Annotated in this window: 13 protein-coding genes and 1 tRNA gene; 2 read left to right on the top strand and 12 right to left on the bottom strand. The window is 56.2% G+C overall.

Annotation, left to right across the window (positions count from 1 at the left end; all coding sequences use genetic code 11):
• Positions 1-40: 40 nt before the first annotated feature.
• The 9 genes from DWV57_RS05440 to radC all read right to left on the bottom strand — a co-directional run bounded on the left by DWV57_RS05440 (position 41) and on the right by radC (position 12561).
• A complete protein-coding gene (locus DWV57_RS05440; protein ID WP_120020201.1) occupies positions 41-2617 on the bottom strand; it encodes a response regulator in 2577 nt (858 codons plus the stop codon).
• The gene (locus DWV57_RS05435) at positions 2607-3434 is read right to left on the bottom strand and encodes a transporter substrate-binding domain-containing protein (protein ID WP_120020200.1); all 828 of its coding nucleotides are present in this window, start codon (positions 3432-3434) and stop codon (positions 2607-2609) included. The genes DWV57_RS05440 and DWV57_RS05435 overlap by 11 nt, the downstream gene beginning before the upstream one ends.
• A 39-nt stretch (positions 3435-3473) precedes the next feature.
• Positions 3474-5210, bottom strand: coding sequence for a diguanylate cyclase (locus DWV57_RS05430; protein WP_120020199.1), 1737 nt, complete (start codon positions 5208-5210; stop codon positions 3474-3476).
• Positions 5211-5229: 19 nt separating this feature from the next.
• Entirely contained in the window at positions 5230-5763 is a 534-nt protein-coding gene (locus DWV57_RS05425; protein ID WP_243112305.1) for an ATP-binding protein, read from the bottom strand.
• Positions 5764-6135: 372 nt separating this feature from the next.
• Positions 6136-6414, bottom strand: a complete 279-nt coding sequence (locus DWV57_RS14460) for a hypothetical protein (protein WP_165853662.1) — start codon at positions 6412-6414, stop codon at positions 6136-6138.
• 194 nt (positions 6415-6608) lie between these two features.
• A tRNA-Pro gene (locus DWV57_RS05415) sits at positions 6609-6686 on the bottom strand.
• A 135-nt stretch (positions 6687-6821) separates the two neighbouring features.
• A complete protein-coding gene (gene uvrA / locus DWV57_RS05410; protein WP_120020198.1) occupies positions 6822-9686 on the bottom strand; it encodes an excinuclease ABC subunit UvrA in 2865 nt (954 codons plus the stop codon).
• Entirely contained in the window at positions 9673-11730 is a 2058-nt protein-coding gene (gene uvrB / locus DWV57_RS05405) for an excinuclease ABC subunit UvrB (protein WP_120020197.1), read from the bottom strand. Before uvrB ends, uvrA begins: the two co-directional genes overlap by 14 nt.
• Positions 11731-11841: 111 nt before the next feature.
• Positions 11842-12561, bottom strand: coding sequence for a DNA repair protein RadC (radC, locus tag DWV57_RS05400; RefSeq protein ID WP_044953632.1), 720 nt, complete (start codon positions 12559-12561; stop codon positions 11842-11844).
• A 162-nt stretch (positions 12562-12723) separates the two neighbouring features.
• On the opposite strand from radC, the gene DWV57_RS05395 reads away from it, so the two are divergent.
• A complete protein-coding gene (locus tag DWV57_RS05395; protein WP_120020196.1) occupies positions 12724-13743 on the top strand; it encodes an RluA family pseudouridine synthase in 1020 nt (339 codons plus the stop codon).
• Positions 13730-14350: a CatA-like O-acetyltransferase gene (locus tag DWV57_RS05390; RefSeq protein ID WP_120020195.1), complete on the top strand. Its 621-nt coding sequence runs from the start codon at positions 13730-13732 to the stop codon at positions 14348-14350. Before DWV57_RS05395 ends, DWV57_RS05390 begins: the two co-directional genes overlap by 14 nt.
• A gap of 50 nt (positions 14351-14400) precedes the next feature.
• On the opposite strand, the gene DWV57_RS05385 is transcribed toward DWV57_RS05390, so the two are convergent.
• The 3 genes from DWV57_RS05385 to DWV57_RS05375 form a co-directional block, all read right to left on the bottom strand.
• The gene (locus tag DWV57_RS05385) at positions 14401-14805 is read right to left on the bottom strand and encodes a hypothetical protein (protein ID WP_120020194.1); all 405 of its coding nucleotides are present in this window, start codon (positions 14803-14805) and stop codon (positions 14401-14403) included.
• A 12-nt stretch (positions 14806-14817) separates the two neighbouring features.
• Entirely contained in the window at positions 14818-16104 is a 1287-nt protein-coding gene (locus tag DWV57_RS05380; RefSeq protein WP_120020193.1) for a diaminopimelate decarboxylase, read from the bottom strand.
• Positions 16105-16273: 169 nt separating this feature from the next.
• Positions 16274-18169 (bottom strand): nucleoside-diphosphate sugar epimerase/dehydratase, encoded by a 1896-nt coding sequence (locus DWV57_RS05375; RefSeq protein ID WP_120020192.1) that lies wholly within the window; start codon positions 18167-18169, stop codon positions 16274-16276.
• Positions 18170-18312 lie beyond the last annotated feature (143 nt).

Genomic DNA, 18312 nt, shown 5'->3' with positions numbered 1-18312 from the left:
TGTGGCGCTTGCTGTGGGTGCTTTTGCTTTTGGGCGCTGTTTATTTCAGTACATCTGCAAGGACCTGCAGCAGGTGCGGAATATCCAGCGGCTTTGCAATATGGCCGTTCATACCGGCCTGCAGTGCGTTCTGACGGTCTTCCTCAAAGGCATTTGCCGTCATTGCAAAGATGGGGATGCCAGCCTTTGCGGCATCCGGCAGCGCACGAATCTGCCGCGTTGCCTCGTAGCCGTCCATGTTGGGCATCTGGATGTCCATGAGGATCAGGTCATACTGTCCGTCTGCCGCCTGCTTCATCTTCCGGACGGCGATCTCGCCATCCTCGGCAGATTCCACCTCAAAGCCCGCTTCCTTCAGGATCTCCACTGCGATCTCACGGTTCAGCTCGTTGTCCTCCACCAGCAGGATCTTTTTCCCTTTGAAGGCCTCCGCGTTCAGCTGCACCGGCCTGCAGTCAGGCTCTGCACCGAACGGCTCTGCCAGCACTCTGCGCAGCTCCGAGAGGAACAGCGGCTTTTCGCAGAAGGCGGTCACACCGGCCGCGCGGGCTTCCTCTTCAATATCGGACCAGTCGTAGGCGGTCAGGATGATGATGGGGCAGCTTTTTCCGATCACCTTGCGGATCTGCCGCACGATCTCGATGCCGTTCATATCGGGGATCAGCCAGTCGATGATGTAAACGCTGAATTCATCCCCCTGCTCCATGGCATACCGGGTGCGGATCACCGCTTCCCTGCCGGAGATCGTCCACTCCGGCCGCATCCCGATCTTGGACAGCATGGTGCTGACGCTCAGGCAGGTGTCGGTATCGTCGTCCGCCACCAGTGCCCGCAGCCCTTCCAACTGCGGGAGCTGCCTGAGTTCCACCTTTTGTCCGCTGAGCGCAAAGCAGAGATTCACGATGAACTCGCTGCCCTTGCCCGGCTCACTCTCAATGGCGATGGTGCCGCCCATCAGGTCCACAATGTTCTTGGTGATGGACATGCCGAGGCCGGTACCCTGAATGCCGCTGACGGTGGAGTTTTCCTCACGGGTGAACTCCTCAAAGATGTGCTTCTGGAATTCCTCGCTCATGCCGATGCCGTTGTCCTTGATGCGGAACTCATAGCAGGCCCGGCCCGCAGGCGCACCGTTTTTCTCAGCAATGCGGATGCTGATCATGCCGCCTGTGGGAGTGAACTTGATGGCATTGGACAAAATGTTCAGCAGGATCTGGTTCAGCCGCAGCGGGTCGGTGATGATATCCTCGTTCTCCACATCCATGGTATCAATAAAAAGCGACAGCCGCTTTGCCGAAACATTGGGCTGAATGATGGAGCGCACATCGTGGACGAGGTCCGGCAGATGCACCGCTTTTTCCTCGATCTTTACCTTTCCGCTCTCGATGCGGCTCATATCCAGCACATCATTGATGAGTGAAAGCAGATGCTGGCTGGAGGTAGAGATTTTTTTGAGGTAGTCCAGCACCTGTTCCCTATTGTCGATATGGGTCGCAGCCAGCGAGGTGAAGCCGATGATGGCGTTCATGGGGGTGCGGATATCGTGGCTCATATTGAACAGGAACTCCCGCTTGGCGCGGTTTGCCGCCCCCTCGTGCTGAAGCGCGATCTCCAGCTTGCGGTTCTGTTCCTCCAGCTGGGTCTGATACTTCCTCTCCTGCTCTTTTTTCTGCAGCTCCATCTTCTGCGCGGAGCGGCGGCGCAGCAGCTGAAGGACCATTACAAGCAGGATGTAGCCGACCAGCGCCGTCAGGACCAGCGAAAGCGACTCACGGAAGATCATTTTTTCATCCGTGTACGCGTAGAGATCGAAGGATCTGCCATGGCAGAACATCCCGAAATAGCAGCCGGAGCCGTTCCAGTCCCGGGTATGGGTCAGCTTCTCTGCGGCCCCGGCTTTGCGGATCCCCTGCGCCAGCGGACTGCCTGCAACATCCTGCCCAATCAGCTCCGGGCGGTTTGCGGCAACGACCTGATTGTTCTGCACGATGAACAGCGTGCCGCTGGTTTCTGCCGGGTAGCCATCCAGTATGCTCTGGATGGACAGCGCCGTTTCCTCCACAAATTCCGCCGGGGTGTACCGGTAGGCAAGCAGGAGCAGCTCTGTGCTTTCTGCCCGGTGCGCCGCAACATCCACAGCAGAGCCATCTTCCAGCAGGACGCGCTTCACATAGGTCTTTCGCGGGTAAGATAAAACGTCCAGAACAGCGTCATTTTTCAGCTGGTCGCCAAACCGGTCATAGCCGATGCCGTTGGTCGTGGACTCGCACCGGAGCGTGCCATCCGGTCCCAGAACCGAAATGCCGGTGAGCCAGAGCTTTTCTGTCTGCCTGTTCAGGCACTGCGGATCGGAGAGGTCAAGCGCAGGATTCTCTGCCAGCTGATGGACTGCGACCGCCGTGCGGCGGAGTGCCTTTGCCGTGATGGTATCGTTGTGCTTTTCAAAGCTGGTGGACTGGGATTTGACAAACTCAAGGGTCTGGCAAAAGCGTTCCTCTGCTGTGCGCATTGCCCGCCAGCTGGAGAAAAAAGCAACACCGGCCATCAAGAGCACGCCGATGATCAGATAGGCTGTCCATATCCTTTTATCCGGGGTGGTTCTGTTTTTACGCGCCAACGGTGTCCACCTCCAGATACTGCGAAGCATTTTCAAGGTATCGGCCAACGATCCGCTCCAGCGTGCCATCCGCGCGCATCTGCGCAAGGGTATCGGTCAGCTGGCTGTCCAGCCCGCGGGTGTCGTTCTTGGCAAAGGCGACGCCCAGCCCGGTGACCAGCAGCGGTTCCTCCAAAATGCGGAACTCCACATCATTGTCCTTCATGTATTGCAGGATGGCCATCTCATGGGCGGCGATGGCATCCACATAGCCGCAGGCCAGCATTGCATACTGCACGCTGCGGTTTTCAATGCTGAGCACCTCCACCGTCTGCGGGATGCGCGGGTCGGAGCCGCTGAGAAAGATCTCCTCCGGCTTGCCGGTGCTCTGCACGGCGACGGTCTTGCCTGCAAGGTCGCTGAGGGATCGGATGCTGCTGTGGGCATCCACCGCAACCACCTGACGGCTCACCATGTAAGGCCCCGCCCAGCGGTATACCTCTTCGCGTCCATCCATGGAAAAACAGCCCCAGATGCAGTCGATGGCGCCGCTTTCCACAAGATTTGTTTTCTGCTCCCAGTTGATCGTTTCAAACCGGGCAGCATACCCCATGCGGCGGAACGCCTCGGTGGCGATCTCCACATCGATCCCGGTGGGAACACCGTCATTGTTCAGATAGATATAAGGTGGATAGGTGTCGCTTCCCACAACGATTTGTGCAAGACCGTTGTCTTCCACTTCCTTTCCTCCGCAGGAAGTCAGACTGCTTACGGCAGCAGCTGCCGCCAGCAGCGTGCATCCGTTCAGGAATGCACGGCGTGAGATTCTGTGTTTCATTCGGGCTTTTTATACTCCTGTTTTGATTGCATCCGCAGCTCAGTTGTGCTGCTGTAATTCTTCTTTCAGGGCAGCTTGGATATCCGTCAGGCATTGCAGCAGAAGCGGGTTGAATGCTCCGCACTCACCGTTCAGGATCATCTGCACGGCTTTTTCGTGGGAGAAGGCTTTTTTATAGCAGCGTTCGCTGGTCAGCGCATCGTATACATCGGCCAGCGAAACCAGTTGTGCGCTGATGGGAATTTCATCGTCCTTCAGCCCATCCGGGTAGCCGCGCCCATCCCAGCGTTCGTGGTGCCAGCGGGCGATCTCGTAGGCGGTTTGCAGCAACGGCTGCTCGGCAAATTCATCCAGATCATGCAGCATCCCGGCTCCAAGCATACTGTGGGTCTTAATGATTTCAAATTCCTCCGGGGCCAGTTTTCCGGGTTTATTAAGAATTTTTTCGTCAATGCCGATTTTTCCGATGTCATGCAAGGCGGAGGCCAGCGGGATCATATCCTGCTGTTCCGCAGAGATCGAGTACCTGTTGCTGACCCCCAATAGGCAGTGGAGCAGCATTTCTGTGATGATACGAATGTGCCGCACATGGGCACCGCTTTCGCCGTTGCGGAATTCTACGATATGGCTCAGTACACCCACCAGCATATCCGTATTATTCTCACGGGCGCGGATCTGGTCAGAGACCATCTGCACCAGCCGCCGCTGCTTGGCGTACAGCTTGATGGTGTTGGTCACGCGGCGGTATACGATGCGTGCATCGAAGGGGCGGTTGACATAATCACTTGCGCCCAGTTCGTAGGACTTCCGAATTGCAGCGTCGGAGTCCTCGCTGGAGATCATAATGACTGGGGTATCCTCGATGGTGTGGTTGACATTCATGGCTTTCAGCACTTCAAAGCCGTTCATGACCGGCATATTGATGTCCAGCAGCACCAGTGCAATGTTTCCGGCTTCTGCCTGCAATTTTTCCATGCATTCCTGCCCGTTTTCTGCTTCCAGAATATGGTAGCTATCTCCTAAGATCTCTGCCAGTATCATGCGGTTCATTGCAGAGTCGTCCACAAGCAGGATCTGGGATTTTTCCTGCAAAAGCGTTTCCCGTGTGGTCAGGCTATGCCCCGGAACCTCCACCATGACGGCATTTTTGCGGCACTTTGCCTGATACATCAGCCAATCTGCACGACGAACGATGTTTTTCATAGGGTCGGCGAGGGACTGTATCGTTCCGCCAATGCTCAGCGAGATGCGGAAATGCGAACAGCCGGGTACGGATGCCATCTGCACGGCAGTGCGGATCTGTTCCAGTTTGGTTTGCAGGAAGTCTCCCGGAATGCCGGGCAGGACCAATAGAAACTCATCCCCGCCGTAGCGGATGAGCAGGTCCGACTCCCGGATGCAGGACTGAATGGCGTTTGCTGCCGTTTTCAGTGCCATGTCCCCGGCGTAATGCCCATAGGTGTCGTTACAGATCTTGAAATTGTCCACATCCAGCAGTGCGACACCCGCCGGGCCGATGGTCTTGCGGACGACCTCTTCGTAATAGCGGCGGTTGTAAGCACCTGTCAGAGAATCCCGATAGAGTTCTTCTTTGAATGCCCGCTCCCGTGCAGCACGCTGCTTGGTGGTTTCGTCCATCAGTGTTTTCTGATTTTCGGTCAATTGTTTCAGCGTTTGCTCCGCTGCGGCAAGAGCGGCTTCCTGTTGATGAAGTTTTTCCAACAGCTGCTGCTCACGCGCTTTGTAATATTCCTCGATCTCGGAAAGTGTATTCACGTTCTAATCTTCTCCTGCATCATTTACATCGTTTGTGTGCTTCCTCTGCGGAAACGCGCTTGTCCATGCCGGCTTCCCTGCTCTTCTGCATATCCTCAAGGAAGGCATTGGCGGTCATGGCAAGGGTGGGAATGCTCCTGCTCAGCGGGTCAACAATGTTCTTGGTGATGGCCATACCAAGGCCGGTGCCCTGCACCTTGTTGGTGCCGGAGCGCTCCTCGCGGGTAAAGGGGTCAAAAAGGGTCTTCTGGTAGGCCTCGCTCATGCCAATGCCGTCATCCTGCACCACAAAGCGGTATCGGGCGTAGTGCTCGTTTCGGGGCAGCTCGTCCACCTCAAACCGGATATGCCCGCCGGTGGGCGTATACTTGACTGCGTTGGAGAGGATATTCATCAGCACCTGATTCAGACGGTTGGGGTCTGCCAGCACGTTTTCGTGCTGCAGATGGGTGTTTACCGTAAAGGTCTGGCGGCGCTGGCCTGCCTGCTGGCGGATGATGCGGTCAAGCCGCTCCTTTGCCTCCGCAAAGGAAGAACCGTGCAAATAGGACATCCGGGAGTCGTCCACAGTCAGCGAGCTGGAAACATAGACCGTAAGGGTGCATACATCCGGTAGGTCGCCCGCCGTAAACATATTCTGTAGGCAGGTAGTGGGGTGTTATCGCCGCTGTACGGCACGATCTCAACATTCACTTCCGGGTAAACGCTGTGAACCTGCTCGATAAAGGCTCCTACCTCCATATACGGTGCCATAAAGGTAACGGCTTCGTGCGCATCGTCTTCTTTAGCCGTTTCGGTCTTACCGCCGCCGTGGCTGTCAGCACACCGGCGGCCTGTCCGCATGGGCTTTGCGCCGAGCTTCCATAAAATAACATTATTATTGTACCATTGCAACAAAAGTGTTTCAAGTTGTTTTTGAAGGCTTTTACATACGAAAGAACTTTTTATATATGATTCTGCCTTTTGCATGGCATAAAATGCAAAGCGACCTATTGAGGAAATAATCGTAGATGGTTAGCATGAATGGAAAAATGTGCAGGTTCATCATCAACACTAAACCACCCAGTGTGAAGAAGAACTTTTCACATCCGGCGGCTGCGTGGATCAGCTGCTGCCAAAGGCCCTTTTTCTGCATAAACAAGATCCAGCCCATGGAGACAATGTAGGCCATGCCGACACCGAGATGACTGAGCATTATCTCCATGTTCAGGAATCCATTCGGCAGAGTGCGATCCAGTTGTTCAGCGAGGCGTTTTCGGCCTGAAAATTGGACGGAACGGCACTAATTAGACCAGATAAAATCGTTGGCATTGTGGTCAAAATTGTGGTCAAAACCAAATGAGGTCAGCCTACAAACAAAAAAATCCAACGATTTCTAACGTGAAATCGTTGGATTTATGGTCCGAGTGGCGAGAATCGAACTCACGGCCTCTTGAACCCCATTCAAGCGCGCTACCAAAACTGCGCTACACCCGGATATCGACCGCCGCTTCCCTACCAAAGCGTGGCGACATGAAATATTATACTCAGATGCAGCAGTTTTGTCAACCGATTTTTGCAATTTTCTTTGCTTTTTTCTCAAAAAGTCTGATTTTTGCGAAAGTACGCGCTTTATTTATTTTGCTCTTTTTCTTGCAGGAGCTTGTCTTTTTCCAAAAGCGGTTTCAGATATTGACCGGTAAAGCTGCCTGGCACCTCTGCCACCTGTTCAGGCGTGCCTTCGGCCACGATCTCACCGCCTGCACTGCCGCCTTCAGGGCCAAGGTCAATGATATGGTCGGCGCACTTGATAAGATCCAGATTGTGCTCGATGACAATAACCGTGTTGCCCGCATCTACCAGCTTCTGCAGCACCTCGATCAGGCGGTGCACATCCGCAATATGCAGGCCGGTAGTAGGCTCGTCCAGAATATACACGGTCTTACCAGTGCTGCGGCGGGCCAACTCATTGGCCAGCTTCACGCGCTGTGCTTCGCCGCCGGAAAGGGTAGTGGCGCTCTGGCCCAGTGTTACATAACCAAGACCCACGTCCAACAGGGTCTGCAGTTTGCGGGCGATCTTGGGCTGGTTGGAAAAGAATACCACTGCTTCCTCCACGGTCATGTTCAGCACATCGGAGATGGTCTTTTCCTTATACTTCACTTCCAGCGTTTCGCGGTTGTAACGCGCACCCTTGCATACCTCGCAGGGCACGTACACATCCGGCAGGAAGTGCATCTCGATCTGCAGAATACCGTTGCCCTCACAGGCTTCGCAGCGGCCGCCCTTGACATTAAAACTGAAACGCCCCGGGCCGTAACCGCGCATTTTGGCATCCTGCGTCTGGGAGAATACCGTGCGGATATCATTGAACACACCGGTATAAGTGGCCGGATTGGAGCGCGGCGTACGGCCAATGGGCTGCTGGTCGATACCGATGACCTTATCCACAAATTCCAGCCCTTCTACCCCATCGCATTTGCCTGCGCGGGAACGCGCACCGTTCAGCTCGCAGGCAAGCGTCTTATACAGAATTTCGTTGATGAGGCTGGACTTGCCGGAGCCGGAAATGCCGGTAACGCAAATAAACTCTCCCAGCGGGAATTTCACGTCGATATTGCGCAGGTTATTTTCCCGTGCACCCCGTACAGTAAGGTAATTGCCGTTGCCGGTGCGGCGGGTCTGCGGTACGGCAATGCGTTTGCGGCCGGAGAGATAATCGCCGGTGATGCTGCGCTTTGCCTTGCAGATGTCCTTCACGCTGCCAGCGGCTACGATCTCACCGCCATGCACGCCTGCGCCCGGGCCTACATCCACGATATAATCCGCGCTGCGCATGGTATCTTCATCATGCTCCACCACAATGACTGTATTGCCGAGGTCGCGGAGATTTTTCAGGGTGGCAATGAGCTTGTCGTTATCGCGCTGATGCAAGCCGATGGACGGCTCGTCCAGCACATAGAGCACGCCGGAAAGCGCACTGCCGATTTGAGTGGTCAGGCGGATGCGCTGGCTCTCGCCGCCGGAAAGAGTGCCTGCTGAGCGGGCCAGCGTGAGATAATCCAGACCCACGCTCTGCAAAAACTGCAGGCGGTTCCGGATCTCCTTCATGATCTGCCCGCCGATCTGCTTCTGCTTTTCGGTCAGGCTCGGTTCGTTCTCGGCAATGAATTTCAGCTCGTCCCGGATGGACATTTCGCAGAAATCGCTGATGTTCTTATCCCCGATGGTCACAGCCAGCACCACGGGTTTCAGGCGCTTGCCGTGGCAGTCCGGGCACTCCACGCCGGACATGAAGCTGCCGATTTCTTCCTTCATCCACTCGCTGTTGGTCTCGCGGAAGCGGCGCTCAAGGTTCTCCACGATGCCCTCGAAGGTATTATAATACACACCGCTTCCGAACTCATTCGTGCGGTGCATCTCAATTTTTTCGCCATTGGTTCCGTACAGCAACGCATTGACAGCTTCGGTGCTCATCTCTTTGATGGGCGTATCCAGCGTAAAGCCGTACTTTTTTCCAAGACCCAGATAATACATTTCGGATACAGACCCCTCGGCATAGTACCAGCCGCTGGCCTTGATAGCACCCTCCCGGATGGAAAGGTTCCGGTTGGGCAGGATGCGTTCCTCGTCCACCCGCATAAAAGTGCCAAGGCCGGTACACTTTTCGCAGGCTCCCAGCGGGTTATTGAAGGAGAAGAGCCGCGGCGACAGGTCGCTGATGGAAATGCCGTGCTCCGGACAGGCAAAGTTCTGGCTGAAGGTCATACAATCGCCGCCGATCACGTCCACTTCGGCGATGCCGCCGGTAAGCGCCAGCGCGGTTTCCAGCGAATCTGCCAGACGGCCCCGGATGCCCTTGCGCATGGCAAGGCGGTCCACCACGATCTCCACCGTATGCTTGATGTTCTTTTCCAGCTTGATCTCTTCGTCAAGATCATACAGGTTGCCGTCGATCTTCACACGAGCATAGCCACCGCGGCGGGCAGCATCCAGCTCTTTCTGCTGGGTGCCTTTGCGCTGGCGCACCACAGGAGCCAGCACCTGAAACTTCGTACCTTCGTCCAGTTTGAGCACCGCGTCCACCATTTCGTCCACGGTCTGCTGGCTGATCACCCGCCCGCACACCGGGCAGTGGGGCACGCCCACGCGGGCGTACAGAAGTCGCAGATAATCGTAGATCTCCGTCACGGTGCCCACGGTGGAACGCGGGTTGTGGCTGGTGGTTTTCTGGTCGATGGAAATTGACGGTGATAGGCCGGTAATCTCGTCCACATCGGGCTTGTCCATGCGGCCCAAAAACATACGTGCGTAGCTGGAAAGGCTTTCCACATAGCGGCGCTGGCCGTCGGCATAGATGGTGTCGAACGCAAGGCTCGACTTGCCCGAACCGGAAAGGCCGGTCATGACGATCAGCTTTTCCCTCGGGAGGGTCAGGTTAACATTTTTCAGGTTGTGCTCGCGGGCACCTTTGATGACGATTTTATCGTTTGCCAAGGTATTTTCTCCCTTTTCGTTGTGTCTGTGAATGATTCTGTTTGCGCTCCGTTTCTGCCGCAGAGTCCACCGTCGGGTTCTCGCCCCGGCGCAGTCGGTCGATCTGGTCACGCAGGAAGGCCGCGTGCTCAAACTCCAGCAGTTTCGCCGCTTCCTTCATCTCACGGGTCAGGCGCTCGATGGCGGCCTCCCGCTCCATCCTGCCCATGCGGCGGGTGTTCAGCTTAGCGTTCTCCGCTTTATCGCTGATCTCGATGCTGTCTGCAATGGCCTTGACGATGGTCTTTGGCACGATGCCACGTTCTTTATTGTAGGCCATCTGGATGGCGCGGCGGCGCTCGGTCTCGGTGATGGCGCGGTCCATACTGTCGGTGACGACATCCGCATACATGATGACAAGGCCCTCGGCATTGCGGGCCGCGCGGCCAATGGTCTGGATCAGGCTGGTCTCGCTGCGCAGAAAGCCCTCCTTGTCGGCATCCAGAATGGCCACAAGGCTCACCTCGGGCAGGTCAAGACCCTCGCGCAGCAGGTTGATGCCCACCACAACATCAATGGAACCAAGGCGCAGGTCCTTGATGATCTCCATGCGCTCAAAGGTGTCCACTTCGTGGTGCATATACTTGACTTTGATGCCCTGTTCGGTAAGGTAGTCGGTCAGGTCTTCGGCCATTTTCTTGGTCAGCGTGGTCACGAGAACGCGCTCGTGCCGCTGGATGCGGGTATTGATCTCGCCCAACAGATCCACCACCTGCCCTTCCACCGGGCGCACCGAAATGAGTGGGTCCAAAAGGCCGGTGGGCCGGATGACCTGCTGCGCCACCTGCGTGCTGTTCTGCCGCTCGTAGTCGCCGGGCGTAGCCGAAACGAAGATCATCTGGTTCAGCTTGGACTCCACTTCCTCGAACTTGAGTGGGCGGTTATCGAAGGCGGACGGCAGGCGGAAGCCGTACTCCACCAGCGTTTTTTTGCGGGCATAGTCGCCGCCGTACATGGCGCGCACCTGCGGCAGGGTAACATGGCTCTCGTCCACAAACAGCAGAAAATCATCCGGGAAATAATCCAGCAGAGTGGTGGGCATACTGCCCGGCGCACGGCCCGAAAGGACCGCCGAATAGTTCTCGATGCCTTTGCACATGCCCACCTCGTTAAGCATCTCAATGTCGTAATTGGTGCGCTGGGCAATGCGCTGCGCCTCGATCAGCTTGCCCTCGGCGGTGAACTGCTTCACCTGTGCGTCGCACTCGGCGCGGATCTTTTCCAGTGCTGCGGCCTTCTTCTCGGCGCTGACGATATAGTGGCTGGCCGGGAAGATGGCTACATGCTTGACTACATTCTGTTTGGCCCCGGTGAGAGGGTTGAACTCCGTGATGCGATCGATCTCGTCCCCAAAAAATTCCACACGGATGGCAAGCTCGCTCATATAGGCAAGGTAGATGTCCACGATATCGCCGTGCACACGGAACTTATTGCGCACAAAATTCACATCATTGCGTTCATATTGCAGCGTCACAAGCTTCTGGCACAGCTCGTCCCGCTCCATCTGCATGCCGGGGCGCAGGCTGATGACCATGCTGCGGTAGTCGATGGGGTCGCCCAGCGAGTAGATGCAGGAAACCGATGCTACAATGATCACATCCCGCCGCTCCGAAAGCGCCGCCGTGGCCGAATGGCGCAGGCGGTCGATTTCGTCGTTGATGGCGCTGTCCTTTTCAATATAGGTATCCGTGCTGGGGATATAGGCTTCCGGCTGGTAGTAATCGTAGTAGGAGACGAAATACTCCACCGCGTTGTTGGGGAAAAACGACCGGAACTCGGTGCACAGCTGGGCCGCCAGCGTTTTGTTGTGGGCCAGAACCAGCGTGGGCCGGTTGCATTTTGCAATCACATTTGCCATGGTAAAGGTCTTTCCGCTGCCGGTAACACCCAGCAGGGTCTGGCAGCGGTCGCCCCGCTCCACGCCTTTCACCAGTGTTTCAATGGCCTGCGGCTGGTCGCCGGTGGGCTGGTAAGAGGATACCAGTTCAAATTTTTCGTCTGCCATCTTCCCTCTCCTCTCCGGCCCTCGCGCAAAGAACCACAATCAGTTGTATTTTACGGTTTGATTATAGCACACCAGTTTTATAATGTAAACACTTTTTTGTTGTTTCACGAATCAAGGCCAGAAAAGCGTACCTGTTTTAAAGTCATAGATCGGCAGGCGGTTTGCGTCCCGCATGGAGAAATACTCCGTATCGGTCAGGATGAAGTGATCCAGCAGATGGATGTTCACAAGGCCCAATGCCCGGGCAATATTGCCAGTGGCCTCCAGATCCTCCATGGAGGGCAAGGCCGCACCGTTGGGGTGGTTGTGGCTGAGCACCACCGTGTCGGTGCCGCCCTTGATGGCCGCAGACACCACATCCTTGATGTCCAGACTTACCCGGTCGGTGGTGCCTTCCCGCAGCCAGACCGCCGCGCGCACCCGCTTACGGCTGTCCAGACTGACCAGCATTGCACGCTCGTAATCCGACCACGCAAACTTCGCCATCAGATAGCTGCCCATCTGCTCCGTAGTTCTGATGCAGCGGGTGGTGCTGGTACGGCTGCGGCCATAGTAGCGGCTGATCTCCGGCAGCAGATGCAGCATCCGGGCTGTGGCCGGGCCTACACCCTCCACAGTGCACAGCTCTTCCTCGCTGGCTTCCAGCACAGCGGCAAAATCGCCAAAGCGGTCGATCAGGTCGTGAGCGATGCCATTGGTGTCCTTCTGGGCGTTGGTGAGGTACAGCACATATTCCAGCGCTTCGTGCTCGGCCAGACTGTCCAGACCGTAGTTCTGCACCCGTTCGCGCATCCGCTGGCGGTGTCCCTGATGCCGTTTGTGTTCTGCCATTGCGGTACTCTCCTTCTGATTCATTCCTTATAATAGTACCCATTTTGCGCCCGGAACTCAAGGCTTTGCGGTAAAATAGTTTTGATCCGGGGCGTTTCCGCGTTGACTTGCAGCCAAGGCTGTATTACTATAAAGGTATCTCTTGAAAATTGAGGAACATTTATGAAACAATATACCGCAACCGCCAACGACGACGGCGTTCGTCTTTCCCGCTTTGTGCAGAGCGTGACCCGCGATTTTCCCACCAGCCTTTTGTACAAGAGCTTCCGCAATAAGCGCGTGAAGGTAAACGGAAAAAAGGCCGTGCCGGAGTACCGCATTCAGGCAGGCGACCTGATCGAGCTGTACATCAACGACGAGTTTTTCCCGCCGGAAGGCGCAAAAACCGTGCAGAAGGCCGCGCCGAAAAAAAAGCAGAATCAGCCCAAGGTCAATGTCATTTATGAGGACGAAAACATTGCTGTGCTGTACAAACCCACCCACCTTTTGTGCCATAGCGACCGCACCGGCGATACAAACCTTGTGGACGCTTTTACCCAGTATCTGGCCGAAAAAGGCGAATACGACCCCCACGGCGAGAACCGGTTCAAGCCCGGCATTTGCAACCGGCTGGACCGCGGCACCGAGGGCCTTGTGATCGCCGCCAAGAGCTACACCGCCCTGCGGGACATGAACGAGATCATCCGCACTGACCTACTCAAAAAGGAGTACTACACCATCACGGTGGGTATCCCGCAGTCCGGGCGGTTCACCGCATGGTGGGAGCACGACGAGAAGAACAACAAGGTAAGCATCCATGCACACCAGTCGCAGGACGAGCGCCGCAAACAGATCATTACGGACGTGGACGTACTGCGCACCGCCGGGCCGTTCGCCCTGTGCAAGATCGGCCTTGTCACCGGCCGCACCCACCAGATCCGTGCACATCTGGCCTATCTGGGCCGTCCGGTTCTGGGCGACATCAAGTACGGCAACCGCAAGATGAACGAGCGCACCGGCACCAAAACGCAGGCCCTGTGCGCTGTGCGGGTCACTTTCCTTGATATTCCCGAGGAAAACACCCTGCATTATCTCTCCGGCAAGGTCGTCAAGCTGAAGGACCCGCAGATCCTAAAGCAGTTCGATGCGCTGGATAAAAACAAGGCGGAACCGGACAAAGGAGCCTCCCATGCAGAAAATTGATCTTGCCGTCTGGCCGCGGGCGGAGCTGTTCCGGTTCTTTTCCACCGTATCCGACCCGTTTTACAGCGTCACCTTCCGGGTGGACGTGACGAATCTCCACGCCTACACCAAAGCCCGCGGCATTTCCTTTTATTATGCTCTCGGCTATCTCGTGACCGATGCCGTGAACAGCGTGGTGAATTTCCGCTATACCATCCGGGACGGCGAGGTCTGGCTTCTGGATAAGCGCATCCCCAGCCTGACCGACCTGAAGCCCGGCAGTGAGCAGTTCCACATCGTCACACTGCCCAAGACCGGCACGCTGGACGAGTTCTGCTGCGCCGCAAAAGCTAAGAGCGCTGCACAGCAGAGCTTTCTGGATCAGGACTGCGAGACGGACGCGCTGATCTACATTTCCACCACGCCGTGGTTTGATCTGACCAGCTGCACCAACGAGCGGGATTTTGACAAAGACGACGCCATCCCCCGCATCACATGGGGCAAGTTTGTACCGGAAAACGGCCGCGAAACGCTGGGCATGAGCCTTGAGGTGAGCCACCGGTTCATCGATGGGTATCACCTGGGGCAGTTTTATCAAACGCTTCAAAAAAGCATTGATGAATTGTAAAAAATGGCTGCTGTACTTTACCGTACAGCAGCCGTTTTTCTCTTTGTTCTTTACTTTTTGTCGGAGTCCTGCTCCGCTTTTTTCTGCGATTCCTGTTCACGGCGCAGCTCTTTGATGCGCTTTTTCTCGCTCTGGACATGGGGCCATGGCCAGCTGAAGCCCTCGTTCTCACGGCACCATTTGACCAGCGGATAGAAGGCGAAAGCCAGACCGAAGAGGTACAGCAGAGCGTACAGCAGGGCATCCAGCGTGATGAGTGCATCCAGTGCACCGATCACCGCCACCACGCAGCCTGCCTTCAAAAAGAACAGGCCGTTCTGGCGGCAGTATTCCTCAAAGTGTTCCGCTTTGACGGCACGGCGGCCCTGATCTCCCCAGACACGGGGATTTTTCATGACCGAATAGCCGTAGAATACCATCATCAGGCCAAGGGTGAGCTGAAAGCCAAAAAACATTTATGATACCTCTTAATCTTCAAACAGCGGCTTCATCAGGGGCAGGAAATCCAGCGTTGCAAAGTAATCGCGCGGAGTCTCGGCACGGCGGATCAGACGGTGGGTGCCATCCTCGCACAGCAGCACTTCGGCGCTGCGCAGCTTGCCGTTGTAGTTGTAGCCCATGGCAGAGCCGTGTGCACCGGTGTCGTGGATATAAACGATGTCGCCAATGTCGATCTTGGGCAGCATCCGGTCAATGGCAAACTTGTCGTTGTTCTCGCACAGACCGCCCACCACATCATACATGTGGTCGCAGGGCTCATTTTCCTTGCCCAGCACGGTGATGTGGTGGTAAGCGCCGTACATGGCCGGGCGCATCAGGTTGGCTGCGCAGGCATCCAGACCGATGTATTCCTTATAGATGTGCTTTTCGTGGATGGCAGTTGCCACCAGTGCGCCGTAGGGGCCGGTGGTAAAGCGGCCCATCTCAGTAAAGATGGCCACATCGCCCATGCCTGCGGGCACCAGAATTTCCTCAAACTTCTTGCGCACACCCTCGCCGATAGCCATGATATCGTTCTCGGTCTGCTCCGGGCGGTACGGAATACCCACGCCGCCGGACAGATTGATGTAGCCGATGTGCACACCGGTGGCCTTCTGCACCCGGACAGCCAGCTGGAACAGAATACCTGCCAGCTCCGGGTAATACTCGTCGGAAATGGTATTGGAAGCAAGGAAAGCATGGATGCCGAAGTTCTTTGCACCCTTGGCAGCCAGCTTTTTGTAGCTGTCGATCATCTGCTCCTCGGTCATGCCGTACTTGGCATCGCCGGGCTTGTCCATGACCTGGAAGCCCTCTTCGCTCTCGCCCAGACGGAAGGTGCCGCCCGGGTTATAGCGGCAGAAGATGTTCTCCGGCACACCGGCGACACGCTCCAGAAATTCCACCATGGTGGCATCGTCCAGATTGATATAGGCACCCAGCTCGTAGGCCTTCTTCATATCCTCCACGGGAGTCTGGTTGGAGGAGAACATGATTTCACTGCCAGAGAAACCGCACACCTCGCTGAGCATCAGCTCCGTCAGGGACGAGCAGTCCACGCCGCAGCCCTCCTCCTTGAGGATCTGCAGGATGACAGGGTTTGGCAGAGCCTTGACGGCAAAATACTCCTTGAAGCCTTTGTTCCAGCTGAATGCCTTGTTGATGCGGCGGGCATTTTCACGGATGCCCTTCTCATCGTAGACATGGAACGGCGTGGGCACATCCTGAATGATCTCCTGTGCCATCGCCTCGGTCAGAAACGGTTTCTTTTCCATAGTAACATCCCTCTCATTTTATATGCACGCGGCCGATCGCCGCAGTGACATCAGTAGAAACTCCTTCCGTCATCGCTGATACGATGCCGCCTCTCTCAATGAGGGAGGCTTTGCCGCACGGACAGGCTCCCTCTTTGAGGGGGCTGTCTGCGCAGCAGACTGGGGGAGTTTACAGCTTCAGATTCTGGCGGGTGGGGGTAAAGGTGGGGATCATCTTTGCCAGCTGCTGCACCACGCCCTCGTCGTTGTGCTCTGCCGCAGCGGCAAGCTCCTGCAGCTGCCCATAGAACTCGGCCAGATCGATGCTGCGCGGCGAAGCCACAAAAATTTTATTGTGCTGGGTGCGGCGCATCTTGTCCTGCTCCTCGTCCATCATCAGCTCTTCATAGAGCTTCTCGCCCGGACGCAGACCCACGATCTTGATCTCCATATTCACACCCGGCTCATAGCCGTAAAAGCGGATGAGCTGCTTTGCAAGATCCATGATCTTGACCGGCTCGCCCATGTCCAGCACATAGATATTGCCGCTTTCGGCCAGCGCACCAGCCTGCAGCACCAGCTGGGCCGCTTCCGGAATGGTCATAAAGTAGCGCTCAATGTTGGGATCTGTCAGGGTGACAGGCCCGCCTTTTTTGATCTGAGCCTCAAACAGCGGAATGACGCTGCCGTGGCTGCCCAGCACATTGCCAAAACGCACAGCCACACACTTCATATCCGTGTTGCCCGCAAAGGTCTGGATGAGCATTTCGCAGATGCGCTTGGTACAGCCCATCACACTGGTGGGATTCACAGCCTTATCGGTGGAAAGCTGCACGAACCGCTCCACATCGTGTTCGCTGGCGCTCACCAGCAGATTTTTGGTGCCCAGAACATTGTTCTTGACCGCTTCTGCAGGGCTGACTTCCATCAGCGGCACATGCTTGTGTGCTGCCGCATGGAACACCACAGTGGGATGATATGTTTCAAAAACCTCATCCAGACGCTTTTTATCGCGGATGGAGCCAATGAGCACCGTTACCGGGATATCCCGGCCGTACTTCTGCTGCAGCTCCATCAAAAGCTCATAGGCGCAGTTCTCGTAGATATCAAAAATAAGCAGCTTGCCGGGCTTGAAGCGCATCACCTGACGGCACAGTTCGCTGCCGATGGAGCCGCCGCCGCCCGTGACCAGAACGGTCTTGCCGGTGAGGTAGCCGGAGATCTGATCCGTATCCAGCGTCACCTCATCGCGGGAAAGGAAGTCCGCCGGGTTCAACTCGCGGAAGGCTCCCTGCTGCGGTGTACCGCTGCCCACCAGCTGCGGGTCACTGAGCACCTGCACCGCACAATGGGTGCTGACGCACAGATCGATGACATGGTTCAGCTTGCTGCCCTTCAGGGTAGGAATGGCGATGATGATGCTGTGGATGCCGTAGCGCTTGCACAGGTCCGGGATATCCTCCAGCGTGCCCTTCACCGGCACCCCGTGGATGGTCTGGTTGAGTTTTGTGGGATCATCGTCCACCGCCACCACCGCGTGACCATATTCCTTATTGGATTTGCACACATTGATGGCCCATGCACCGGCTTCGCCTGCACCTACGATCATCACCGGGCGGTTGGGGTCCTTGCTGGCAGAGCCGCGCAGCTTTTCGCCCAGCGGATGGTTCAAAAACAGCCGCCATGCCAGACGGCTGCCGCCCACCAGCAGGAAGATGAGCACCGCTGCCATGCAGTTGGCGGAGTTGAACAGCACACCGTGGATGCACAGACGGTTGACACAGTAGACAACAACGGTAGGCACAGCCACCGTTCCCGCCAGACGCATCAGGTCGCGTTCACCGGCATACTTCCACAGTACGGAGTACAGCCCGCTGAACAGAAAGCTGGCAATGTACACCGCCACGATCCATGGCAGATTTTCGTACAGAAGCTCACGGTTATGCGGCCACCAGGCAGCTTCCACTGCTCCGTCTGCCCGCAGCAGAAGCGCAAAATAAAAGCTGAATGCAACAATGGCTGCATCCAGCAGCACAAGCAGCGCCCGGCGCGCAAGCACCTGCGGCGTGTTCTTTTTATCTTTCACAAAAAAGTCCTCTTTTTGCACACGGCGTAAAACGCCGCTGTTTTTGTCGGAAGGAGCTTCCGGCGTTCCGTCCTGCCCGGCGCACCGGACAGCCCTATCTTTATATTATACTCAGAACACTGCAGAATGTCCAGAAAATTTGA

The sequence above is a fragment of the Faecalibacterium sp. AF10-46 genome, assembly GCF_003604105.1.
GTDB classification, from domain to species: domain Bacteria; phylum Bacillota; class Clostridia; order Oscillospirales; family Ruminococcaceae; genus Faecalibacterium; species Faecalibacterium taiwanense.
Note: the sequence above shows the minus strand (reverse complement) of the source record. Positions and strands in the feature narration are given on the sequence as shown.